Here is a 22,666-nt window from a genome sequence, read left to right as displayed (position 1 = left end):
GGGCGGGGCGGCCGGATTCGAACCGGCGTCCTCCGAGATGCTGTCGCGGCGCACTACCTCTGTGCTACGGCCCCGCCCTTGCGCGGGACCCTACGCGAGGGTGGGCGGGGGTGGCGACCCCTTTTCGGCGCCCCGGCGCGGCCGCGCCCCGGCACGGCCGCGAGCCCCCGTCCCTGGGCGGGGCGGGGGCTCGCGGGCGGCGGAGAGGAGGTCGGTCAGCCCTCGCCGCTGAGGTCGATCGTCTTCGTGCGCTCCGCGAGGGTCTTGCCCCTCAGCGCGTCGCGCATCGCGAAGGCCACGTCGTCGGCGGAGACCTGGTGCTTGCTGCCGTCGCCCTTGGTGATCATGACGCCGTCGAAGGCTCCGTCGAGGAGCCGCTCGATCGCCTTCTTGTCGTAGACCTCGACCAGATGGCCGTCGACGGCCTTCATCGAGAGGATCTGCGGCAGCGACCGCGCCGGGCCGAAGTCGATGTGCCTGCCGCCCGCCTGGATCCTGATCAGGCCGGACATGGCGGGCGTCGCGAACTCCTTCATCGCCCGGTCCAGCTCGGCCTTGGTGATGGTCGGACGGCGGGTGGTGACCGGCAGCTCGACCAGCTTGTTCTGGCCGGTCTCGACCTGGGCGCGGAAGGCGTCCTGGACGGAGATCATCGAGCGCTGGACGTCCAGGCCCTGGCCGGGCCTGCCCTCGACCGGGGTCACCTTGTTCGGGGCGAAGAGGATCGTGCCCTCGGTCGCCGACGCGGAGGTGCCTGCCAGGTCCGTCAGGGCGACGGCGAGCTTCTCCTTGTCGACGGGGAACACCGGCTGCGCGTCCCGCTCCCCGCCGAAGAGGGAGCCGATCACCGAGACCGGGTTGTAGTCGCTGCCGGCCGCCGCGCGGACGGTCTCCTGGCTGTCGAGCGCCAGGCCCGCCTTGTCCGGGGCCAGCTGGACCCTCTTGCCGCCGACGCCGAGCTGGAGCGGGGTGGTGGCCCGCTTGCCGAAGACCGCGTCCAGCTTGTCGACGGCCTCCTCCTTCGTGCCGCCGCCGATGTCCACGCCGAGCACCGTGGTGCCCTTGGGGACGTCGGAGTGGTTGAGGAGCAGTCCGGCGCCGTAGGCGACGCCGGCGATGCCCAGGACTCCGGCGGCGGCGAGGACCAGCTTGGAGCGGCCCTTCTTCGCCGGGGCGCGGTCGGCCGCCGGTGCCTGGCGCGGTGCGGGGGCCGGGGTCGCGTGCTCCTCGATGCGCGGGGTCAGGTTCGGGCGGGCCGCCGTCGGCGGGACCACGGGGATGCCGCTGGTGAGCGTGTCCCCGGAGATGTGGGCGCCGTTGTCGCCCGGCGCGCCCGGTCCGGACCTGGGCGCCGGGGCGGGCTGCTGGGGCGTCAGGATCGCGGTGTCGTCGGACATGCGGGGCGCGCCGCCGGCGAACGGGGAGCCCGCGCCCTGGCCGCCGCCGAAGGGGCGGGGGCCGGTGGCGGTGCCGCCGAGGGAGGCGGTGCCGGTGACCGGTCCCGTGGTGGGGCCGGTGGGCGCCGCCGGGGCGCCGTGACCGCCCGGGCGGCCCGGCCCGCGGTGGGCGGGCGTGCCGGCGGGCGGGGTGCCGTCGTACAGGGGCGTGCCCGCGGCGGGCGTGCCGTCGTACATCGGGGTGCCGCCCGCCGGGGTCCCGTCGTACATCGGGGTGCCGTCGGCTGGGGTCCCGTCGTACATCGGGGTGCCGTCGGCGGGGGTGCCGTCGTACAGGGGCGTGCCCGCGGCGGGCGTGCCGTCGTACATCGGGGTGCCGCCCGCCGGGGTGCCGCTCTCGTACAGCGGGTTGCCCGGCGGAGTCGGGGCGGGCGCGGTGACCGGGCGGCTCGACGGGGTGGTGCCGACCGTCGGGACGCCGGAGGTCGCCGAGCCCGCGAAGCCCGTGCCCGGGGCGTCCGGTCCGGCCGGCGCCGGGGCGGGCTTGGCCATCGGCGCGGGCGCGGGCGCGGGGGCGGGAGCGGGAGCCGGGCTGGGGGCCGCCGCCTTGCGGGGGGCGAACCAGTCGCTCGTCTCCTTCGCCTTCGGTGCCTGCGGGGCCTCCTCGGCCGCCCGCGGGGGCTCCGGGGCGGGGGCCGCCGGCTCGGGCTCCGGTTCCGGCTGCGCGACGGGCTCGGAGTCCGGGGCGGACGTCTCGTTGACCGTCTTGCGGACCACGACCGGCGGGATCGGACGCGAACCCGGGATGTTGATCCGGATCCGGGTCGTCAGCGTCGTCTCGGTCTTGGGCTCCTCCGGCGGTGCGGACGCGGCGGTCTCCTCCGGCGCGTCCTGCGTGGGGTGGAGCGACGGATACTGGCGGGATCCGTACGGCGGGGTACCCGAGGGGTACGCGGCTCCCCCGCGCGCCTGGGCGCCGGAGGACGAACTGTCAGTCTCTCGACCAGTTTCACGACTCAAAGCAGGATCTCCCGGTTGGCTCCACCGCCCGCTCTTGCTGATGCTCGTGTTGACCCGGGCGGTTCGGCGGCGCGCACCACCATACTGAACGCCGCCGACTCATACCCGACCCCTGGGCGGATGACGACGGGCAATCCGGCCGAAGTCAGGGCGACCCCGACCTCAAGTCGTCCTGCTCACGGGGCCGGTCGCGGCAACCGGGGCAGAGTGGCGCACATCACAGCGAGCGCCATGCCTCCGAAGAGGAAGATCAGCTCGCCGGCGCCTCCGCCGAACGCGCCGTCGCCCTCGGGGCGTCCGAGGCTGAGCAGGATGACGGCGACGAGCCAGCCGGCGGCGGCGGCGGCGACACCGACCTGGGTGCCGGTGGCGCGGAGCCCCCCGTAGAAGAGGCCGGCGGTCGCGAGGAGCGCGAGGAGCAAGCCGCCGGGGAACCAGGCGGCTTGGACGAGGGATCCGGCTGCCCCGACGAGGGCGCCGAGGACGAGCAGGACGCCGTACGAGGCGTACCGGACGCCCGGGGAGGGCAGCGGGGAGGGCGCGGGGGCGGTGGGGCTCACGTGGTCACTCCCGCGAAGAGGTCCGTCTCGCGCTCGCCCTCGGGGGCGCCCGACGTGCCCTGGACCAGTTCGTAGTACTCGGTGGTGAAGATCGGCTGGGCGAGGTCGTTGGAGAGGGCGAAGAAGGGGCCGTCGACGGCGACTTGGGTGGCGTGGGCGGCCATCGCGGCGGTCTTGCGGGCGGTGTACGCGGGGTCGGCGGCGATCTCGGCGGTGATCCGGTCCTCGTCGACGACGCCGGGGACGTCGTCGACGGCGGCGACGGCCGGGAAGACGGAGCCCTCGGCGCGGAGCCGGGCGAAGGCGGCCTCGGCGACGGGGCGCGGGACGCGGTTCCAGTAGATCTTGGCGATCGTGTGGGCCGGTCCGAGTTCGGGGCGGTAGTCCGGGTCGGCGGCGAGTTCGGCGGCGCGGGTGGCGACCCGGTGGGCCTGGATGTGGTCGGGGTGGCCGTAGCCGCCGTCGGGGTCGTAGGTGACGAGGACCTGCGGGCGGGTCTCGCGGATCACCTCGACGAGGTGGGGCGCGGCGGTGTCGACGTCGGTGTTCCAGAAGGCGTTGGCACGCTTGTTCTGCTCGGCGCCCATCATCCCGGAGTCGCGGAAGCGGCCGGGACCGCCGAGGAAGCGGTGGTCGGTGACGCCCAGCTCGGTCATCGCGGCGGCGAGTTCGCCCACGCGGTGCGGGCCGAGCCGGTCCTCCCGGTCGGGGGCCAGGTGGGCGAGGTCGGGCGGGATGACCTCGCCCTCCTCTCCGAGCGTGCAGGTGACGAGGGTGACGAGGGCGCCCTCGGCCGCGTACCTGGCCATGGTGGCGCCGTTGTTGATCGACTCGTCGTCCGGGTGCGCGTGCACGAGCAGCAGACGGCGGGCGGGGAGATCGGACATGCCCCCACCCTACGAGGTCGGGCAGGTCACCAGGTCAGAACTTGAGGCCGCCGATCATGCCCGCCACGTTGGTGGTGAGGGTGCTGATGGACGGGGCGATGGAGGAGCTCGCCAGGTAGAAGCCCAGGAGCGCGCAGACCGCCGCATGTCCAGCCTTCAGCCCGGATTTCCGGATCAGCAGGAAGACGACGATCGCCAGCAGCACCACCACGGAGATCGAGAGTGCCACGGCGGTTCACCTCCACCTTCGGTCGGATATTCGAGCGGTTCGGTCGATCAGCATGTGCCAGAGGGCATGCCGGTCCGATGCATACCCACCTAGCGCTACGGATCATAACTATCCGTGCGGCCGCATCGATCGGCGGACGGAGGCACGAGGGGGGCGCACGGCGCTAGTTTCAGCCGCATGACCTTGTCTTCGCAGCAGCCGGCCACACCCTCGGCCGGTCTCTCCTTCCCCCGCCAGCACGCCCGGACCCAGCGGTTCACCCTGGGGGTCCCGCGCGGCTTCTCGGTCTCCCCGGACGGGGAGCGCGTGGTGTTCGTCAGATCCGGTTCCGGGACGGACCGTTCGCACCGGCTCTGGGTGCTGGACCTGCCCCGGGACGGCGCGCCCGGGGAGCGGGTCGCCGCCGACCCGGTGACGCTGCTCGCGGGCGCGGAGGAGGAGTTGTCGCCGCAGGAGCGGGCGCGCCGGGAGCGGAGCCGGGAGGGCTCGGCGGGGATCGTGGCGTACGCGGTGGACGCGGCCGTGGAGTTGGCGGCGTTCGCGCTGTCGGGGCGGCTGTTCACGGCGGAGCTGCGGGCGGGGACGGCGCGGGAGCTGCCGGTGCCGGGGCCGGTGATCGACCCCCGTCCCTCGCCGGACGGGCGGTTCGTGGCGTACGTGGCGGAGGGCGCGCTGCGGGTGGTGGGCGCGGACGGTGCGGGCGACCGGGCGCTGGCCGTCCCGGAGGGCGAGCACGCCTCCTACGGATTGGCCGAATTCATCGCCTCGGAGGAGATGGGGCGGGAGCGCGGCCACTGGTGGTCGCCCGCCTCGGACCGGCTGCTCGTGGCGCGGGCGGACGACCGGGCGGTGCGCCGCTGGTGGATCGCGGACCCGGCGCACCCGGAGCGGGAGCCGCAGCGGGTGGGGTACCCGGCGGCGGGGACGGCCAACGCGGAGGTGCGGCTGTTCCTGATCGGCCTCGACGGGTCCCGTACGGAGGTGGTGTGGGACCGGGAGCGGTATCCGTACCTGGCGCGGGTGCACTGGTCGGCGGCCGGGGCGCCGCTGCTGCTCGTGCAGACGCGGGACCAGCGGGAGCAGCTGTTCCTGACGGTGGGCCCGGAGTCGGGCAGGACGGCGACCGTGCGGACGGAGACGGACCCGGCGTGGCTGGAGCTGCACCACGGGGTGCCGGCGTGGGGTCCGGGCGGAGGGCTCGTCCGGGTCACCGACGAGGGCGGGGCGAGGGCCCTGGCCGTCGGGGAGGAGACGTGGACGGACGCGGGGCTGCACGTCCGGGCGGTGCTCGACGTGGGGGCGGACGACGTCCTCGTGTCGGCCTCCGCGGGTGAGGCGGCGGCGGAGCCGGAGACCGGCGAGATCCATGTGTACCGGGTGACCGGGCGGGGTGCGGAGTGCCTGACGCGACTGTCGGAGGGCACCGGCGTGCACGGGGCGGTGCGTTCGGGGGCCGTGACCGTCCTGGTGTCGGCGCGGCCGGAGGAGCCGGGGAGCACGGCCCGGGTGCTGCGGGACGGCGAGCAGGTCGCGGTGGTGGCCTCGTACGCCCAGCGGCCGGTGATCTCCGCCCGGGTGCGGCTGACGGAGGCGGGGGCGCGGCGGATCCCGTGCGCGGTGCTGCTGCCCTCGGGGTACGCGGAGGGGGACGGGCCGCTGCCGGTCCTGATGGACCCGTACGGCGGTCCGCACGGGCAGCGGGTGCTCGCGGCGCACAATCCGCACCTGACCTCGCAGTGGTTCGCCGACCAGGGCTTCGCGGTGGTCGTGGCGGACGGGCGGGGCGTGCCGGGCCGCTCCCCGGCCTGGGAGAAGTCGATCGTGCGGGACTTCGGGGCGACGCTCGACGACCAGGTGGAGGCGCTGCGGGCGCTGGCCGGGAGCCTCCCGCTCGATCTGGACCGGGTGGCGATCCGCGGCTGGTCGTACGGCGGCTATCTGGCGGCCCGGGCGGTGCTGCAGAGGCCCGACGTCTTCCACGCGGCCGTGGTCGGGGCGCCGGTGACGGACTGGCGGCTGTACGACACGCACTACACGGAGCGGTACCTCGGCACCCCGCAGGACGATCCGGAGGTGTACGCGGCGCAGTCGCTGCTGACCGACGACGGTCTGACGGCGCCGGAGGAGCCGGCCCGGCCGATGATGGTCGTGCACGGTCTCGCCGACGACAACGTGGTGGTGGGGCACGCGCTGCGGCTGTCGTCGGCGCTGCTCGCGGCGGGCCGGCCGCACGAGGTGCTGCCGCTGTCCGGGGTGACGCACATGACGCCGCAGGAGCAGGTGGCGGAGAACCTGCTGCTGCTCCAGGTCGACTTCCTGAAGCGGTCGCTGGGCATCACGGGCTGAGTCACCAGCCGGGCGGCGTCGGGTGGGGCGGGGCCGGGGGCCGCGCCCCGGCCGCCGGGTGCGGTCCGGGCGCGACGGCGGGGGCGTCGCGCCCGGCCAGGAGGAGGAGCACCGCGAGGCCGGCGAGGAGCTCGAAGACGGAGGTGAGGACGTCCGCCGCGTCCGGGGCGGCGAGGTCGCCGAGGCGGGTGAGGGTCTCGTACCGGACGGCGCGGGCGACCCCGCCGAGGCCGTCCGCCGTCAGGAGCGCGGCGGCGAGGAGCCCGAAGGCCCGGGCGTGGCGGGCCCGTAAGAGGCAGGAGACGGCGGCCGTGCCGTACAGCCCGGCGGCGATCGCCGACAGCCAGCCGGGCGGGGGCGCGAGGGCGGGGGCGACGACGGAGCGGCCGCCGGTGAACCGGTCGACGGTGGCTTCGAGGGGCAGGGCGCCGGCCCGGTACAGCTCCCCCAGAGCGAGGAGGAGCGCGGCGGCCGCGAGGAGGATCCCGGCGGTGACGGCGGGGCCGGTCCGGGGCCGGGCGGGCCGCGGCTCGTGCGGGGCGTCCGCCGGGCGGCCGACGGCGGCGGTGAGGAGGAGTCCGGCGGCGAGGGCCAGTTCGAGGAGGGCGGTGACGAGGGTGCCGTTCCCGGCCGCCCAGAGGCCGGGGAGGCGCAGGGCGAGGGTGGCCGTCCCGGCGGCGGCGAGGGCGGAGGCCGCGTGCGGGGAGCGGAGCGCGGCGACGGCGGTGGCGGCGTAGGCGGCGAGGAGCACGGGGTCGAGCGGGGAGGTGGCGGACCGTCCCCGGGTCGGGAAGCGGTGGTCCCCGGCCCAGTACCGGGCGAGGTCGACGGGCGAGCCGAGCACGGCGAGGTCCTGGAGGATCCACACGGCGACGGTGAGGGCGAGCGCGGCGCAGAGCGCGGCGCCGGTGAGACGTGCCGGTCGTGTCACAGTCACGGTCCCGATACTCACCGTCGCGACCGACCGGGACAAGCGGTTCGGCATGAACGGCGGATGGCGGCCGGGCGGGCGGGCGTGGACCGCGGGCGCTGGCCGGGACGGGCGGGCCGGCGTGGACCGGCGTGAAAGGGGGGCGCGACTGGGACGGGCGGGCCGGCGTGGACCGTGGATGGCGGCCGGCCGGGGCGGCATGGTGCGCCCCGGCCGGCTCACGGCACCCGCACGGGCCGTACGCAGACGACCCTGCCCTGTCCGTATATCGGATCCGTTTCCGTGGAGTTGCCTGCCGGTCAAGGCATTTCGGGCGGCCCCGGCGTCTCCGGCGTCTCCGGCGGGACGACCTGCTTCTCCTCGGCGAAGTGGCAGGCGGAGTCGTGTCGCGCGGGGCTGTCCGTGAGGCGGAAGGCGGCCGGGACGGCGAGGAGCGGGACCTCCAGGGCGCAGCGCTCCTGGGCCTTCCAGCAGCGGGTGCGGAAGCGGCAGCCGGAGGGGATGTTGGCCGGGGAGGGCACGTCGCCGGTGAGGAGGATGCGCTCACGGTGCTCGCGCGCCTCCGGGTCCGGCACGGGCACGGCGGAGAGCAGCGCCTGGGTGTAGGGGTGGGTGGGGTGGTCGTAGATCTCGGCGTCGGTGCCGATCTCGACGATCCGGCCGAGGTACATCACGCCGACGCGGTCGGAGATGTGCCGGACGATCGAGAGGTCGTGGGCGATGAAGACGTACGACAGGGAGAACTCGGTCTGCAGGTTGTCGAGGAGGTTGACGACCTGCGCCTGGACGGAGACGTCGAGCGCGGAGACGGGCTCGTCCGCGACGATGATCTCGGGCTGGAGGGCGAGGCCGCGGGCGATGCCGATGCGCTGGCGCTGGCCGCCGGAGAACTGGTGCGGATAGCGGTTGATGTACTCGGGGTTGAGGCCGACGACGTCCAGGAGGTCCTGGACCTTGCGGCGCCGGTCGCCCTTGGGGGCGACCTCGGGGTGGATCTCGTACGGCTCGCCGATGATGTCGCCGACGGTCATGCGCGGGTTGAGCGAGGTGTACGGGTCCTGGAAGACCATCTGGATGTTGCGGCGGACGGCCTTCAGGGCGCGCGGGGAGAGCTTGGTGATGTCCTCGCCCTTGTAGCGGATGGTTCCCGAGGTCGGTTTCTCCAGGTTGACCAGCATCTTCGCGACGGTGGACTTGCCGCAGCCGGATTCGCCGACGATGCCGAGGGTCTCGCCGGCGACGAGGTCGAAGTCGACCCCGTCGACGGCCTTGACGGCGCCGACCTGCTTCTTGAAGAGGACGCCCCGGGTCAGCGGGTAGTGCTTGTGGAGGTCCCGGACTTCGAGAATCGCCTCAGCCATGGAGGCACTCCTTCCAGAAGTGGCAGGCGCTGGAGCGCGGCACCGGGGACTCGGTCACGTCGTACAGCGGGGGCACGTCGGTGCGGCAGCGGTCCCGGGCGAGCGGGCAGCGCGGGTTGAAGGAGCAGCCGGGCGGGATGGCGAGGAGGTTGGGCGGGAGGCCCTTGATCGCGTAGAGCTGCTGGCCCTTCTGGTCGAGGCGCGGGATGGAGTCGAGGAGGCCCCGGGTGTAGGGGTGGGCGGGGGCCTTGTAGATCTCGTGGACGGGTGCCTGTTCGACGATCTTCCCCGCGTACATGACGGCGATCTTGTCGGCGACGTCGGCGACGACGCCGAGGTCGTGGGTGATGAGGATGAGGCCCATGTTGAGCTCGCGCTGGAGCTCGGCGAGGAGGTCCATGACCTGGGCCTGGACGGTGACGTCGAGGGCGGTGGTGGGCTCGTCGGCGATGATCAGTTCGGGTTCGAGGGCGAGCGCCATCGCGATCATGATGCGCTGACGCATGCCGCCGGAGAACTGGTGGGGGTACTGGCCGACGCGTTCCTTGGCGGCGGGGATGCGGACCCGGTCCATCAGCTCGACGGCCTTGGCCCGGGAGTCCTTGCGGGACATCCCCCGGTGGACCCGGAACATCTCGCCGAGCTGGTCGCCGACGCTGATGACGGGGTTGAGGGAGGACAGCGCGTCCTGGAAGATCATCGCCATCTTGGCGCCGCGGACCTTGCGCCGCTCCTCCTCCTTGAGCTTCAGCAGGTCCTGGCCCTGGAAGAGGATCTCGCCGCCGCTGATCTTCCCCGGCGGGATGTCGAGGATGCCCATGACGGCCTGGGCGGTGACGGACTTGCCGGAGCCGGACTCGCCGAGGACGGCGAGGGTCTCCCCCGCGTCGACCGAGTAGTTGACGCCGTTGACCGCCTTCGCCACCCCGTCCCGGGTGTGGAACTCCACGTGCAGGTCGCGCACTTCGAGCAGCATGGGTCCCTACCTCAGCTTCGGGTCGAGGGCGTCGCGCACCGCGTCGCCGAGCATGATGAACGCGAGCACGGTGATGGCGAGCGCGCCGGCGGGCCAGAGCAGCATGTGGGGCGCGTTGCGGATGTACTGCGACGCCGAGGAGATGTCGATGCCCCAGGAGACGGTCGGCGGCTTCAGGCCGACGCCGAGGTACGACAGGGTCGCCTCGAGCGCGATGTACGTGCCGAGGGCGATGGTGGCGACGACGATCACGGGGGCGATGGCGTTCGGTGTGATGTGCCGGAGCATCATCCGGGAGTTGGAGGCTCCGAGCGCGCGGGCGGCCTGGACGTAGTCGTTCTGTTTGGCGGTGATGACGGAGCCGCGTGCGATGCGGGAGATCTGCGGCCAGCCGAGCAGCACCATGAAGCCGATGACGGGCCAGACGGTGGAGCTGGTCACGACCGAGAGGAGCACCAGGCCGCCGAGGACGACGGGGATGGCGAAGAAGACGTCGGTGATCCGGGAGAGGAAGCCGTCCCAGGCGCCGCCGAAGAAGCCGGCGAGGCCGCCGAGGATGCCGCCGAGGATCGCGACGCCGAGGGTGGCGCAGACGCCGACGGTGACGGAGGTGCGGGCGCCGTAGACGACCCGGGTGTAGACGTCGCAGCCCTGGCCGTTGAAGCCGAAGGGGTGGCCGGGCTGGGAGCCCTCCTGGGCCTTGGACAGGTCGCAGTCGAGGGGGTCCCCGGAGGCGATCAGCGAGGGCCAGATGGAGATGACGACCAGGAAGAGGATGACGAGCGCGGAGATGATGAAGATGGGGTTGCGGCGCAGGTCGTGCCAGGCGTCGGACCAGAGGGAGCGGGGCTTCTTGTCGGCACCGGTGCCCTCGGGGCCGCCCGGTGTCCTCTCCAGCGTCTCCGCCTCCGCCGTGCCGAGGTCGGAGGCGCCGCCGGCGCCGGTGGAGGCGATGGCACGCCCTTCGTCGTAGGACTCAAGGGGTTCGAGCGGCTCAGGCATAGCGGATCCTCGGGTCAAGGACGGCGTACAGGAGGTCGACCAGGAGGTTGGCCAGCAGGAACACCAGGACGAGGATGGTCACGAAGCCGACGACCGTCTGGGTGTTCTGGCGGACGATGCCCTGGTAGAGCTGGTAGCCGACGCCGTGGATGTTGAAGATCCGTTCGGTGACGATGGCGCCGCCCATGAGGGCGCCGATGTCGGCGCCGATGAAGGTCACCACGGGGATGAGGCTGTTGCGCAGCAGGTGCCGGGTGACGACCCGGCGGCGCGGAAGGCCCTTGGCGACGGCCGTGCGGACGTAGTCGGCGCGCTTGTTCTCGGCGATGGAGGTCCGGGTGAGACGCGTGACGTACGCGAGCGAGACGGACGCGAGGACGAGGCCGGGGACGATCAGCTCGTTGAAGGGCGCCTCGGGTGAGACGGCGGGTTTGATCCAGCCCCATTCGACGCCGAGGAGCAGCTGGAGCAGCAGACCGGTGACGAAGGTCGGGACGGAGAGGACGACCAGGGTCAGCAGCAGCACCGAGGTGTCGACGGGGTGGCCGCGCTTGAGTCCGGTGACGACGCCGAGGGTAATGCCGATGACGATCTCGAAGAGGATCGCGACGATGGTGAGCCGGATGGTGACCGGGAAGGCGTTGGCCATCAGCTCGGTGACCTCCTGGCCGTTGAAGGCGGTGCCGAAGTCCCCGGTGAAGACGTTGCCCATGTAGGTCAGGTATTGCTGCCAGACCGGCTTGTCGAGGCCGAACTCCTTCTCCAGCTGGGCGGCGGTGGCCGGGTCGCAGGCGCGGTCGCCGCACAGCCCGGCGACGGGGTCGCCCATCACGTTCACCATCAGGAAGATCAGCAGCGTGGCGCCGAAGAAGACCGGGATCATCTGCAGCAGCCGCCGGATCACGTATCGACCCACGGAGGCCTCCAGGAAGGGCGGGTTGCGGGACGGCGTACGGCCCGGTGCGGAGGTCCGCGGTCCGGGCCGTACGCCGTCTGACTGCTACGGCGTCACTTGACCTTGATCTGGTCGTAGACCGGGACGCTGAAGGGGTTCAGGGACACGTTCTCGACGCGGTCCGAGTAGCCGGCGCTGCCGTTCTGGTACCAGAGCGGGATGGCCCCCATGTCGTTCTTCAGGACCCCTTCCGCCTGCTGGAAGATCCCGACGGCCTTGGAGGCGTCGGTCTCGGCGTTGGCCTGGTTGACCAGCTTGTCGAACTGGGGGTTCGAGTACTTGCCGTCATTGGAGGAGGCGTTGGTGTAGTACAGCGGCTGGAGGAAGTTCTGGATGAGCGGGTAGTCCATCTGCCAGCCGGCGCGGAACGGGCCCTTCATCTTCTGGGTGCTGACCTGGCTGCGGAAGTCGGCGAAGGTGCCGATCGGGTTGCCGACGCAGGCCTTGTTGTTGCCGAGCGCGTTGTTGATGGAGTTGCAGACCGCGTCCACCCACTCCTTGTGGGAGCCGGTGTCGGCGTTGTACGAGATCGTCATCGTGCCGCCGGGGATGCCGCCGCCCTCGGCGACCAGCTTCTTGGCCTCGGTGGGGTTGTACTTGCAGGCGTCGCCGCAGATGTCCTTGAAGCCGCCGGCCTCGCCGAGGACCGGGGAGGTCCAGTCCTTGGCGGGGGTGCGGGTCTTCTGGAAGATCGTCTGGGTGATCTGGTCCCGGTCGATCGCCATGGAGAGGCCCGTGCGGAGCTTCTCCTGACCGGGCTTGTTCCAGGCCGGGTCGTAGAACGGGAAGGAGAGCGTCTGGATGATGCCGGCGGGGGTGTTGATGTACCGGTCGCCGAGGTCGGCGGAGACGTTCTTGAGCTGCGCGGCGGGGACGTCGTCGACGAGGTCGAGGTTGCCGGCCGTCAGGTCCGTGTAGGCGGTGTTGTTGTCGGTGTAGACCTTGAGGGTGATGCCGCCGTTCTGGGCCTTGTCGGGACCGGGGTAGGCGTCCCACTTCTTGAGGGCCATCTGGGAGCCCTTGGAGTAGGAGTCGACCGTGTACGGGCCGTTGCCGATCGGCTTGCTGAGCCAACCGGTGTGATCGGTGAAGAAGGCCTGGGGCAGCGGGGCGAAGGCCGCGTAGCCGAGGGTGTCGGGGAAGGTCGAGAACTTCTGGGTCAGCTTGACCGTGAAGGTCCGCTCCCCGGTGACCTTGAGCCCGGACAGGGTCGTGGCCGTCGGCGCGCCCTTGTCGGGGTGGACCTTGTCGTACCCCTCGATGTAGCCGAAGAAGTAGGCGCCCTTCTGGTTGTTCTTCAGGTTCGCGCCGTAGTTCCAGGCGTCGACGAAGGACTTCGCGGTGACCTTCTCGCCGTTGGAGAAGGTCCAGCCGTCCTTGACCGTGATGGTGAAGTTCGTCGAGTCGGTGGTCTCGATCTTCTCGGCGAGCATGTCCTTGGCCTCGCCGGTCTTCGGGTCGTACTGCTTGAGCCCGCGGAAGATCATGGACAGGACCTTGCCGCCCTGGACCTCGTTGGTGTTGGCGGGCTCCAGCGGGTTCTGCGGGTCGCCCCACGAGGAACTCACGATGCCGTCGGCCCCTCCGCCACCGCCGCCGCTGTCGCCGCCACCACCACAGGCCGTCGCCGCGAGGGCGACGGCGGTGGCCAGTGCGGCCCACTTGGCGTGCGTGGCTCCGCGCATGGAGTGCCTCCCGTTGTCTTGCCGAGACTTAGGCCCCCATACCACCGCAACCCGGACAGGGTCGCATCTCGGCGACGCCTGTCCGGGTTGCGGCCGGGGGATCGGCCGGGGAAGGCCGCGCTCCGGGCGGCGGATCGGCCGGGGAAGGCCGCGTTCCGGCGGCCGCTCCCGCGGGACGCCCCGGGGCGACGGAAAGGCCCCCGGCGCCCTTGCGGGTGCCGGGGGCCTTTCGGACTCCGGTGCGGATCAGACGGCGTGCCGGTGCGTCAGTGCACCGGGACGATCTGCTTCTCCTCGGCGAAGTGGCACGCCGAGAAGTGGGCGGCCGGGGTGTCCTGGCCCTTGAAGCGCTCCGGGACCGCGAGGATCGGGGCCTCCTGCGAGCACTTCTCCTGCGCCTTCCAGCAGCGGGTGCGGAAGCTGCAGCCCGACGGCGGGTTGGCCGGCGAGGGGACGTCACCGGTGAGGATGATCCGCTCGCGGTTCTCGCGGGCCGCCGGGTCCGGCACCGGCACCGCGGAGAGCAGCGCCTGGGTGTACGGGTGCGTCGGGTGCTCGTAGATCTGCTCGTCCGTACCGATCTCGGCCATCTTGCCGAGGTACATGACGCCGACGCGGTCGGAGATGTGCCGGACGATCGACAGGTCGTGCGCGATGAAGATGTAGGAGAGGTTGAACTCGTCCTGCAGCTTCCCCATCAGGTTGATGACCTGCGCCTGGACGGAGACGTCCAGGGCCGAGACCGGCTCGTCGCAGATGATGATCTCCGGGTTGAGCGCGAGGCCGCGGGCGATGCCGATGCGCTGGCGCTGACCGCCGGAGAACTGGTGCGGGTACCGGTTGATGTACTCCGGGTTCAGGCCGACGACGTCGAGCAGCTCCTGCACCTTGCGGCGCCGGTCGCCCTTCGGGGCCACCTCGGGGTGGATGTCGAAGGGCTCGCCGATGATGTCGCCGACCGTCATGCGCGGGTTCAGCGAGGTGTACGGGTCCTGGAAGACCATCTGGATGTTGCGGCGGACGGCCTTCAGCGCGCGCCCGGACAGCTTGGTGATGTCCTGGCCCTTGTAGAAGACCTCGCCCGCGGTGGCGGTCTCCAGCAGCATCAGCAGCTTGGCGACGGTGGACTTGCCACAGCCGGACTCGCCGACGATGCCCAGGGTCTCGCCCTGGTGCAGGTCGAAGGAGACGCCGTCGACGGCCTTGACCGCGCCGACCTGCTTCTTGAAGAGGATGCCCTGGGTCAGCGGGAAGTGCTTGACCAGGTTGCGGACCTGGAGGATCGGCTCCCCCTTGTCGACCTTCCGGTCGATGGCGGCCTCGACCGCGGCCACGTCCCCGGCGCCGTCCACGGCGGCCTCGTCCTTCTTGATGGGCTCAGCCATGGATCTGCTCCTTCCAGAAATGGCAGGCGCTGACACGGCCGACCAGCTCGGTGCCGTCCTGCTCGCTCACCGGCACGAGGGGCGGCAGCTCGGTACGGCAGATGTCCTGCGCCTTGGGGCAGCGCGGGCTGAAGGCGCAGCCCGTCGGCGGCTTCAGCAGGTTGGGCGGCAGACCCTTGATCGCGTAGAGCTCCTGGCCCTTCTGGTCCAGGCGCGGGATCGAGTCCAGCAGACCGCGGGTGTACGGGTGCGCCGGGCGCTTGTACAGCTCGTGGACCGGGGCCTGCTCGACGATCCGGCCCGCGTACATGACCGCGATCTTGTCCGCGACGTCGGCGACCACGCCGAGGTCGTGGGTGATCAGGATCAGGCCCATGTGGTACTCGGCCTGAAGCTCCGCCAGCAGGTCCATGACCTGCGCCTGGACGGTCACGTCGAGGGCGGTGGTGGGCTCGTCCGCGATGATCAGGTCCGGCTCCAGGGCCAGCGCCATCGCGATCATGATGCGCTGGCGCATACCGCCGGAGAACTGGTGCGGGTAGTCGCCGACCCTGCTCTTGGCGGCCGGGATCTTCACCCGGTCCATCAGCTCGATGGCCTTGGCCTTGGCGTCCTTCTTGGACATGCCCTGGTGGACGCGGAACATCTCGCCGAGCTGGTTGCCGACGGAGAAGACCGGGTTCAGCGCGGAGAGCGCGTCCTGGAAGATCATCGCCATCTTGGGGCCGCGCAGCTTGCGCCGCTCGGCCTCCGGGAGCTGGAGGATGTCCTGCCCCTTGAAGAGGATCTCGCCCTTGGCGACCCGCCCGGGGGGCGAGTCGAGGATGCCCATGATCGCCTGGGCGGTCACGGACTTGCCGGAGCCGGACTCGCCGAGGACGGCGAGGGTCTCGCCGGCCTTGACGCTGTAGTTGACGCCGTTGACCGCCTTGACGATGCCTTCGCGGGTCTTGAACTCGACGTGCAGGTCACGCACTTCGAGCACGGGCGTCTCGTCGTCCGCGCCGCGCTGTGCGGGCACGTCGGCGGTGACGTGGGAAGTAGTCATGGTGTGGTGCCGCCCTCTCAGCGCAGCTTCGGGTCAAGGGCGTCGCGCAGCCCGTCACCGACGAAAACGAAACCAAGGACCGTCAGGACGATCGCGATGGACGGGTAGACCCACAGGTAGTCCTTGACCCCGAGGAAGTCGCGGCCGGCGGAGAGCATGTTGCCCCACTCGGCGACCTCCGGGCTGACGCCGACGCCCAGGAAGGACAGGGCGGCCTCGGCCACGATCGCGCTGCCGACGCTGAAGGCGGCGTAGGCCATGACGGCGGCGATCGAGTTGGGGATGATGTGCCGGACGATGATCCGGGTGGTGCCGGCGCCGAGGGCACGGGCCGCCAGCACGTAGTCCGCCTCACGGACCGACAGGATCGAGCTGCGCAGCAGCCGGGAGACCGTCGGCCAGGAGAAGACCGCCAGCGAGATGACCACCGGGGCGACGCCTCGGCCCATCACGATGATGATGACGATGGCACCGATCAGCAGCGGGAAGGCGAAGAACACGTCGGCGACGCGCATCAGCACCGAGTCGATGGCCTTGCCGAAGTAACCGGCCAGGGCGCCGATGACGACACCGATCAGGCACGCCAGGAAGATCGAGGCGAGACCGATGATGACGGCGATGCGGGCGCCGAAGATGATGCGGGACAGCTGGTCGCGCCCGAGCGCGTCGGTGCCCAGCAGGTGGTCCCCGCCCGGGGCGGCGAGCGTGTTCGCGAGGTCCTGGTGGAGCGGGTCGTACGGAGCGAGCAGCGGCGCGAACGCGGCCGCGAAGAGGAGCAGGCCGACGATGATCAGGCCGACGACCGCCAGCCTGTTGGCCATGAAGCGGTGGCGGATCTCGCCCCACTGCGTGATCCGCTTGATCGCGGGCTCGGCCTCGGCAGGCACGGCCGCCGTTTGAGCGGTCCCCGCCCCCGCGTCGCTCTTGGTGAGCTCGGTCATGGGTGTGACTCCTAGAAGGGGCTGCCTGGGATCAGGCGAGACGGATACGCGGGTCGAGAACCGCGTACAACAGGTCGACGATCAGGTTGAGCAGCACGAACACGGCGACGCCGAAGGTCACCACGCCGATGATGATCGGGTTGTTCTGCTGCTGGACCGCCTGGACAAGGGCGAGGCCGATGCCGTCCCAGTTGAAGATCGCCTCGGTGATCAGGGCGCCGCCCAGGAGCGTGCCGAAGGAGATACCCAGGTACGTGACCACAGGGATGATCGAGTTGCGCATGACGTGCTTGAGGAGCACGGTCCGGCGGGGCAGCCCCTTGGCGACCGCCGTCTTGACGTAGTCGGCCCGCAGCACTTCGAGCATGGTGCCGCGCATGAGCCTGGCGACCAGGGCCGCGTCGAGGATGGCCAGCGTGAAGGCGGGCAGGATCATGGAGTTGAGCGTGCCGTCGGAGATCAGCGGGAACAGGCCCAGGTCCACGACGAAGAACTTCTGCAGCACCATGCCGATGACGAACGACGGGAAGCCGACCGCGAACGTGGTGAGCAGTGTGATCAACACGTCCCAGAACGAGTAGCGGAACAGCGCCGCGATCAGGCCGGCCAGCACACCGATCACGATGTCGATGAGGATGGCGGCGATGGCGAGCTTGGCGGTGTTCGCCAGCTTCGGCTGGAGGATCTCCGTCACCGGACGGCGCTGGGTGAAGTCCTCACCGAGGTCGCCCTGTGCCAGGTTCTTGACGAAGTTCCCGTACTGGACCGGGAGCGGGTCGTTCAGGCCGTAGCGCTCTCTGAGCTCTGCCACCACGGCCGGGTCGCGGGCCTTGTCGCCACCGAGGGAACCCACAGGGTCGCCGGGCAGGATGAACAGGGTAGCGAAGAGAACGATGGTCGCACCGAAGAGGACGACGATCATCTGCCCGAGTCGGCGGATCACATATCTGCCCACGATGCCTCCTTCACATACTGAGCGTGGGGGTGGGCGGCCGCGTCATCCGATCGGGAGAGCGGCCGCATCCGGGCGCCGGAGAAAACGAAGACAGGGGCGCGCCCGGGACTCGGCGAAGGCCGTGGGGGGAGAAGAAGTGACTCCGCCCCCACGGCCTTCGCCTACCTGCCAAGAGGAGGCTCTTACTTCTTGAGCGAGATCTCCGCGAGGGTCGGGTCCTCGAAGAAGTCCATCTTGATGCCGTCGAACTTCTTGGTGTTCACCAGGCGGTACTGCGTGCGCTGCCACAGCGGGACGACGGCCTGGTCGGTGTCGATCGCCAGCTTCTCGGCCTGCTTGTAGAGCTCGGCGCGCTTGGCGGCGTCCTTCTCCTGGCGGGCCTGGTCGAGCAGCTCGTCGAACTTCGGGTTCGAGTAGCGGCTGCGGTTGTCGCCCTGCGCCTTGCCGGTCGCCGGGTCCTCACCGATGCCCGCGGTGCTCAGCAGCGGGGCGAGGAAGTTGTCCGCGGTCGGGTAGTCGGCGGTCCACGCCGAACGCCACAGACCGGAGGTCTTCTTCTCCTGCTGGGTGGCCAGGGCCTCCTTGAACGGCTTGCCGTCCAGCTTGACCTCGACGCCCAGGACGTCCTTCAGCTGCTGCGCGACGGCCTGGACCCACTCCTCGTGGCCCGCACCGGTGTTGTAGCCGAAGTTGACGACGGTGCCCGGCTTCAGGCCGCCCTTGGCCGCGAACTCCTTGGCCTTGGCCTTGTCCTGCTTGACACAGGTGGAGCAGACGCCCGCCTGGTACTCGGCGGAGAAGGACGGCGGCAGGAAGGCCGTGGCCGGCTTCTGCATGCCCTGGAAGACGGACTTGGCGATGGCCTCGCGGTCGATCGCGTAGGAGATCGCCTTGCGCGCGTCCGGGTTGTTGAACGGCGCGTTCTGGTTGAAGACGACCAGGTAGTTGATGCCGGAGAAGTCGGCCGAGTACCACTCGCCCTGCGGCTCGAACTTGGCCTTGGCCACCGGCAGCTGCGGCGTGGGCATACGGGCGTAGTCGAACTCGCCCGACTGGAAGCCGGTGTACTCCAGCTGGGAACCGTTGGCCGGGTTCAGGATCTTGAACTCGACGCCGTCCAGCTTGGCCTTCTCCAGGCCGTAGTCGTCGTTGCGGACGAGGCTGATCGACTGGTTGTGGTTCCAGCTGCCCTTCATCTTGAAGGCGCCGTTGCCGATCGGGGCGTCGTTGAACTTCTTGTTGTCACCGGCGCCGGCGACCTTCGGGACCGGGCTGAAGGCCGCGTGGGCGGTCTTCTTGTCGAACTCGAAGTCGGCCTTGTCCAGCTCGACCTTGAGGGTGTTGGCGTCCGGGGCCGACAGACCGGCGAACTTGTCGGACTTGCCGCCCTTCAGGGCGTCGTAGCCCTTGATGCCGGCCATGTGGTACGAGACGTCGGAGGCGGAGGCCTTGGCGGCGACACGGGTCCAGCCGCGGATGAACGCCTCGGCGTCGACGACCTCACCGTTGGTGAACTTGGTGCCGGCCTTGATCTTGAAGATCCAGGTCTTGCCGTCCGTGGACGTGCCGGACTCGGCGAGCTTCGGGATGAGCTTGCCGTCGACGGAGACGTCGTAGAGCTGGGTGAACAGGGCGCGGGCGATGACCATGCCCTCGGACTCCTGGGCGTTCACCGGGTCGATGGCGGTGGGCTCGGTGATGCCCATGCGGAACACGCCGCCGCCCTTGGCATCGCTGCCCTTGTTGTCGTTGCCCCCGCCACAGGCGGTCGCTGCCAGGGCGACGACGATCGCGCCCACTACCCACTTGGCGCTCTTGGCACCGCGCATGGGTTCCTCCTCATGAGTCCACTTGTCACTACAAGAGGGGCACTTCAAGAGGTTCACCGGCACCCCTGCCGGCGATGACTCACGTACCCCGAGTGTGCTCGTGAGTCGACACTCCCCACAGTGCGTGACCCATTGACCCGAGCTCAATGGAGCCAACTATTAAGTACGTACGAGCTGTAAACCACAGTTAAGTGGTCTCGTTTTGACAACATCAAGAGGGCCGCCGCGACCGAAATCCGGACAAAGCGATCCCAGACAGACACCCCCGAAACGGACCGTTAACGCACACTCCGGAGAGCGACGTCCGGAAATCGGACATCTCGCAGAGATAAGAGCTTGACTCGGCCGGATCCGCGGTACAGCCAGCCCGGACGGCCCCGGGAAGCGGAGCCTCCCCCTCAACTCCCCCGCCATGCTCAGAAGTTACTCAAATCCCTTCTCCCCCGCAGCCGGGCTCGGCAAGACTCCCGGTCGACCCGTTGACCGCGGGTCACGTTCGCCACACCGACCATGTGGCACCACGGAGGGGAACCCATGCGCAACAAGATCACGGCGGGACTCATGACCACCTGCCTCTCGGCGGCCACTCTGGCGCTGCTGCCCGCCGGCAACGCCCAGGCCGCGGAGATGATGTGCAACCCGGGGTCCGTGAAGTACACCTGGTCCACGGTGAGCAAGACCCCGACCATCACTCACCGCAGGGCCATCGAGCACTACACCGGCGGCACGATCACCAAGACCGTCAGCGCGCAGGTCGTCACCACCCTCACGGCCTCCGTCACCGCCACCGCGGGCGCCGAGGTCAGCGGCAACGTCGCCCTCGTCAGCCTCGGCGGGAAGGTGGGCCTGGAGCTCAAGGCCGAGGGCTCGCGGACCAACACCCGGACCGAGTCCATCACCCACCGTCTGACCCAGCGCGGCAAGTACGTCCTGTACGCGGGCACGACCAAGACCCAGGGCTACTACACCCAGTTCCGCTGCGACCGCGGCACCCGCTGGGTGAACACCGGCAACTACGGCAAGGCCGTCAGCTTCACCGTCACCACCGAGGGCGGTCTGCGCTGCGGCACCTCCGTCCCGGCCGGCAGCCTCGCCTCGTACGCCAAGCGGTACTGCTGACCCGGCCGACCCCGGGGACGCGCACCGTCCACAACGCCGCACGCCCGGCCGGGAGACCCCGGTCGGGCGTGCGGTGCGTTCGGCAGGCTCAGCCGTTCTTGGCGCGGGAGGCGGTACGACCGCGCTCCTTCTGGTCCAGGACGACCTTGCGGATGCGCACGGCCTCCGGGGTGACCTCGACGCACTCGTCGTCGCGGCAGAACTCCAGCGACTGCTCCAGCGAGAGCTTGCGCGGCGGGACGATCGCCTCGAAGGAGTCGGCGGAGGAGGAGCGCATGTTGGTGAGCTTCTTCTCCTTGGTGATGTTCACGTCCATGTCGTCGGAGCGGGAGTTCTCACCGACGATCATGCCCTCGTAGACCTCGGTGCCCGGGTCCACGAAGAGGACGCCGCGCTCCTGGAGGTTGGTCATCGCGAAGGCGGTGACCGCACCGGCGCGGTCGGCGACCAGGGAGCCGTTGTTACGGGTCTGCAGCGGGCCGAACCACGGCTCGTGGCCCTCGTGGATCGAGTGGGCGATGCCCGTGCCGCGGGTGTTGGTGAGGAACTCCGTACGGAAGCCGATGAGGCCACGGGACGGAACGACGAACTCCATGCGGACCCAGCCGGAGCCGTGGTTCGACATGTTGTCCATGCGGCCCTTGCGGACGCCCATGAGCTGCGTGACCGCGCCCATGTGCTCCTCGGGGACGTCGACCGTGAGGCGCTCGACGGGCTCGTGGATCTTGCCGTCGACCTCCTTGGTGACGACCTGCGGCTTGCCGATGGTGAGCTCGAAGCCCTCGCGGCGCATCTGCTCGACCAGGATGGCGAGCGCGAGCTCACCACGGCCCTGGACCTCCCAGGCGTCGGGACGCTCGGTGTCGAGGACGCGGAGCGAGACGTTGCCGACGAGCTCGCGGTCCAGGCGGTCCTTCACCTGGCGGGCGGTGACCTTGCGGTCCTTGACCGCGGCCTTGGCGTCCGCGCCCTTGCCGGTGCCGCCACGGCCGACGAGCGGCGAGGTGTTGGTGCCGATGACCATGGAGATGGCGGGCTGGTCGACCGTGATCAGCGGCAGCGCGATCGGGTTCTCCGGGTCGGCCAGGGTCTCGCCGATCATGATGTCCGGGATGCCGGCGACGGCGCAGATGTCACCGGGGCCGGCGACCTCGGCCGGCTTGCGGGTGAGCGCCTCGGTCATCATCAGCTCGGTGATGCGGACGTTGGAGATCGTGCCGTCCCGCTTGATCCACGCGACCGTCTGGCCCTTGCGCAGCTCGCCCTGCTCGACGCGGAGCAGCGCGATGCGGCCGAGGAAGTTGTCGGCGTCGAGGTTGGTGACGTGGGCCTGGAGCGGCGCCTCCTCGTCGTACGACGGGGCCGGGACGTGCTCCAGGATGGTGGAGAAGAAGGGCTCCAGGTTGTCGGAGTCCTGCGGGACCGTGCCGTCCGCCGGCTTGGTCAGCGAGGCGATGCCGTCGCGGCCGCAGGCGTAGACGATCGGGAACTCGATCTGGTCCTCGTCCGCGTCCAGGTCGAGGAAGAGGTCGTAGGTCTCGTTGACGACCTCGTCGATCCGGGAGTCCGGGCGGTCCGTCTTGTTGATGCAGAGGATGACGGGCTTGCGCTGCTGGAGGGCCTTGCGCAGCACGAAGCGGGTCTGCGGGAGCGGACCCTCGGAGGCGTCCACCAGGAGGACGACGGCGTCGACCATCGACAGACCGCGCTCGACCTCGCCACCGAAGTCGGCGTGGCCGGGGGTGTCGATGATGTTGATCGTGATCGGGGCCCCGCCGTCCTTGGGGTGGTACTTCACCGCCGTGTTCTTGGCGAGGATCGTGATGCCCTTCTCACGCTCCAGGTCGTTCGAGTCCATCATGCGGTCGTCGAGCTGCTGGTGGGCGGCGAAGGCACCGGCCTGCTTGAGCATGGCGTCGACGATGGTCGTCTTGCCATGGTCGACGTGGGCGACGATGGCGACGTTACGGATGTCGTGGCGCGTGGGCATGGGTGCTTGCGCTTCTCTCGGATCGTGGGATGCGGCGTCAGTTCCTCGTA

18 protein-coding genes and 1 tRNA gene are annotated in these 22,666 nt (G+C 70.6%); 2 read left to right on the top strand and 17 right to left on the bottom strand.

Annotated elements, in window-relative coordinates:
- Nucleotide 1: 1 nt before the first annotated feature.
- The 5 genes from ACIGW4_RS17375 to ACIGW4_RS17355 all read right to left on the bottom strand — a co-directional run bounded on the left by ACIGW4_RS17375 (nt 2) and on the right by ACIGW4_RS17355 (nt 4,093).
- Nucleotides 2-76 (bottom strand) — tRNA-Leu (locus tag ACIGW4_RS17375).
- Nucleotides 77-215: 139 nt separating this feature from the next.
- A complete protein-coding gene (locus ACIGW4_RS17370; protein WP_399581342.1) occupies nt 216-2,417 on the bottom strand; it encodes a hypothetical protein in 2,202 nt (733 codons plus the stop codon).
- Between the two features lie 176 nt (nt 2,418-2,593).
- A complete protein-coding gene (locus ACIGW4_RS17365) occupies nt 2,594-2,977 on the bottom strand; it encodes a DUF6113 family protein (RefSeq protein WP_399581340.1) in 384 nt (127 codons plus the stop codon).
- Nucleotides 2,974-3,864: an N-acetyl-1-D-myo-inositol-2-amino-2-deoxy-alpha-D-glucopyranoside deacetylase gene (gene mshB, locus ACIGW4_RS17360; protein WP_398707305.1), complete on the bottom strand. Its 891-nt coding sequence runs from the start codon at nt 3,862-3,864 to the stop codon at nt 2,974-2,976. The genes ACIGW4_RS17365 and mshB overlap by 4 nt, the downstream gene beginning before the upstream one ends.
- A gap of 34 nt (nt 3,865-3,898) precedes the next feature.
- Complete coding sequence (locus ACIGW4_RS17355; RefSeq protein WP_015035959.1) at nt 3,899-4,093, bottom strand: hypothetical protein; 195 nt, start codon at nt 4,091-4,093, stop codon at nt 3,899-3,901.
- A gap of 177 nt (nt 4,094-4,270) precedes the next feature.
- Between ACIGW4_RS17355 and ACIGW4_RS17350 the strand changes: the two genes are divergently transcribed.
- Entirely contained in the window at nt 4,271-6,439 is a 2,169-nt protein-coding gene (locus ACIGW4_RS17350; protein ID WP_399581338.1) for an alpha/beta fold hydrolase, read from the top strand.
- A 1-nt stretch (nt 6,440) separates the two neighbouring features.
- Here ACIGW4_RS17350 and ACIGW4_RS17345 read toward each other — a convergent pair whose 3' ends face one another.
- The 11 genes from ACIGW4_RS17345 to ACIGW4_RS17295 form a co-directional block, all read right to left on the bottom strand.
- Complete coding sequence (locus tag ACIGW4_RS17345; protein WP_399581336.1) at nt 6,441-7,376, bottom strand: hypothetical protein; 936 nt, start codon at nt 7,374-7,376, stop codon at nt 6,441-6,443.
- Between the two features lie 293 nt (nt 7,377-7,669).
- Nucleotides 7,670-8,731: an ABC transporter ATP-binding protein gene (locus ACIGW4_RS17340; protein ID WP_398707299.1), complete on the bottom strand. Its 1,062-nt coding sequence runs from the start codon at nt 8,729-8,731 to the stop codon at nt 7,670-7,672.
- Nucleotides 8,724-9,707, bottom strand: coding sequence for an ABC transporter ATP-binding protein (locus ACIGW4_RS17335; protein ID WP_123455250.1), 984 nt, complete (start codon nt 9,705-9,707; stop codon nt 8,724-8,726). The genes ACIGW4_RS17340 and ACIGW4_RS17335 overlap by 8 nt, the downstream gene beginning before the upstream one ends.
- A 6-nt stretch (nt 9,708-9,713) precedes the next feature.
- Nucleotides 9,714-10,709 (bottom strand): ABC transporter permease, encoded by a 996-nt coding sequence (locus ACIGW4_RS17330; protein WP_123455249.1) that lies wholly within the window; start codon nt 10,707-10,709, stop codon nt 9,714-9,716.
- Complete coding sequence (locus tag ACIGW4_RS17325; protein ID WP_359588807.1) at nt 10,702-11,625, bottom strand: ABC transporter permease; 924 nt, start codon at nt 11,623-11,625, stop codon at nt 10,702-10,704. Before ACIGW4_RS17325 ends, ACIGW4_RS17330 begins: the two co-directional genes overlap by 8 nt.
- Nucleotides 11,626-11,717: 92 nt before the next feature.
- A complete protein-coding gene (locus ACIGW4_RS17320) occupies nt 11,718-13,349 on the bottom strand; it encodes an ABC transporter substrate-binding protein (RefSeq protein WP_398707296.1) in 1,632 nt (543 codons plus the stop codon).
- 266 nt (nt 13,350-13,615) lie between these two features.
- A complete protein-coding gene (locus tag ACIGW4_RS17315) occupies nt 13,616-14,734 on the bottom strand; it encodes an ABC transporter ATP-binding protein (RefSeq protein WP_123455246.1) in 1,119 nt (372 codons plus the stop codon).
- A complete protein-coding gene (locus ACIGW4_RS17310) occupies nt 14,727-15,782 on the bottom strand; it encodes an ABC transporter ATP-binding protein (RefSeq protein WP_123455245.1) in 1,056 nt (351 codons plus the stop codon). The genes ACIGW4_RS17315 and ACIGW4_RS17310 overlap by 8 nt, the downstream gene beginning before the upstream one ends.
- Before the next feature lie 17 nt (nt 15,783-15,799).
- Nucleotides 15,800-16,723, bottom strand: a complete 924-nt coding sequence (locus ACIGW4_RS17305) for an ABC transporter permease (protein WP_123455244.1) — start codon at nt 16,721-16,723, stop codon at nt 15,800-15,802.
- A gap of 31 nt (nt 16,724-16,754) precedes the next feature.
- Nucleotides 16,755-17,678 (bottom strand): ABC transporter permease, encoded by a 924-nt coding sequence (locus ACIGW4_RS17300; RefSeq protein WP_260174481.1) that lies wholly within the window; start codon nt 17,676-17,678, stop codon nt 16,755-16,757.
- A gap of 182 nt (nt 17,679-17,860) precedes the next feature.
- Nucleotides 17,861-19,507, bottom strand: a complete 1,647-nt coding sequence (locus ACIGW4_RS17295) for a peptide ABC transporter substrate-binding protein (protein WP_359588837.1) — start codon at nt 19,505-19,507, stop codon at nt 17,861-17,863.
- 534 nt (nt 19,508-20,041) lie between these two features.
- Here ACIGW4_RS17295 and ACIGW4_RS17290 point away from each other — a divergent pair.
- A complete protein-coding gene (locus ACIGW4_RS17290; protein ID WP_359588838.1) occupies nt 20,042-20,626 on the top strand; it encodes a hypothetical protein in 585 nt (194 codons plus the stop codon).
- Nucleotides 20,627-20,714: 88 nt separating this feature from the next.
- Here ACIGW4_RS17290 and typA read toward each other — a convergent pair whose 3' ends face one another.
- Nucleotides 20,715-22,616 (bottom strand): translational GTPase TypA, encoded by a 1,902-nt coding sequence (gene typA / locus ACIGW4_RS17285; RefSeq protein ID WP_123455241.1) that lies wholly within the window; start codon nt 22,614-22,616, stop codon nt 20,715-20,717.
- Nucleotides 22,617-22,666: the final 50 nt, after the last annotated feature.

The sequence above is a fragment of the Streptomyces sp. NPDC053513 genome, from assembly GCF_044544765.1.
Taxonomy (GTDB): domain Bacteria; phylum Actinomycetota; class Actinomycetes; order Streptomycetales; family Streptomycetaceae; genus Streptomyces; species Streptomyces litmocidini.
Note: the sequence above shows the minus strand (reverse complement) of the source record. Positions and strands in the feature narration are given on the sequence as shown.

Excerpts from the sequence above, each read along its gene's own strand:
- mshB (WP_398707305.1), bottom strand. The coding sequence starts at position 3,864 with ATGTCCGATCTCCCCGCCCGCCGTCTGCTGCTCGTGCACGCGCACCCG.
- ACIGW4_RS17350 (WP_399581338.1), top strand. The coding sequence starts at position 4,271 with ATGACCTTGTCTTCGCAGCAGCCGGCCACACCCTCGGCCGGTCTCTCC.
- ACIGW4_RS17340 (WP_398707299.1), bottom strand. The coding sequence starts at position 8,731 with ATGGCTGAGGCGATTCTCGAAGTCCGGGACCTCCACAAGCACTACCCG.
- ACIGW4_RS17335 (WP_123455250.1), bottom strand. The coding sequence starts at position 9,707 with ATGCTGCTCGAAGTGCGCGACCTGCACGTGGAGTTCCACACCCGGGAC.
- ACIGW4_RS17330 (WP_123455249.1), bottom strand. The coding sequence starts at position 10,709 with ATGCCTGAGCCGCTCGAACCCCTTGAGTCCTACGACGAAGGGCGTGCC.
- ACIGW4_RS17320 (WP_398707296.1), bottom strand. The coding sequence starts at position 13,349 with ATGCGCGGAGCCACGCACGCCAAGTGGGCCGCACTGGCCACCGCCGTC.
- ACIGW4_RS17315 (WP_123455246.1), bottom strand. The coding sequence starts at position 14,734 with ATGGCTGAGCCCATCAAGAAGGACGAGGCCGCCGTGGACGGCGCCGGG.
- ACIGW4_RS17310 (WP_123455245.1), bottom strand. The coding sequence starts at position 15,782 with ATGACTACTTCCCACGTCACCGCCGACGTGCCCGCACAGCGCGGCGCG.
- ACIGW4_RS17305 (WP_123455244.1), bottom strand. The coding sequence starts at position 16,723 with ATGACCGAGCTCACCAAGAGCGACGCGGGGGCGGGGACCGCTCAAACG.
- ACIGW4_RS17295 (WP_359588837.1), bottom strand. The coding sequence starts at position 19,507 with ATGCGCGGTGCCAAGAGCGCCAAGTGGGTAGTGGGCGCGATCGTCGTC.
- ACIGW4_RS17290 (WP_359588838.1), top strand. The coding sequence starts at position 20,042 with ATGCGCAACAAGATCACGGCGGGACTCATGACCACCTGCCTCTCGGCG.
- typA (WP_123455241.1), bottom strand. The coding sequence starts at position 22,616 with ATGCCCACGCGCCACGACATCCGTAACGTCGCCATCGTCGCCCACGTC.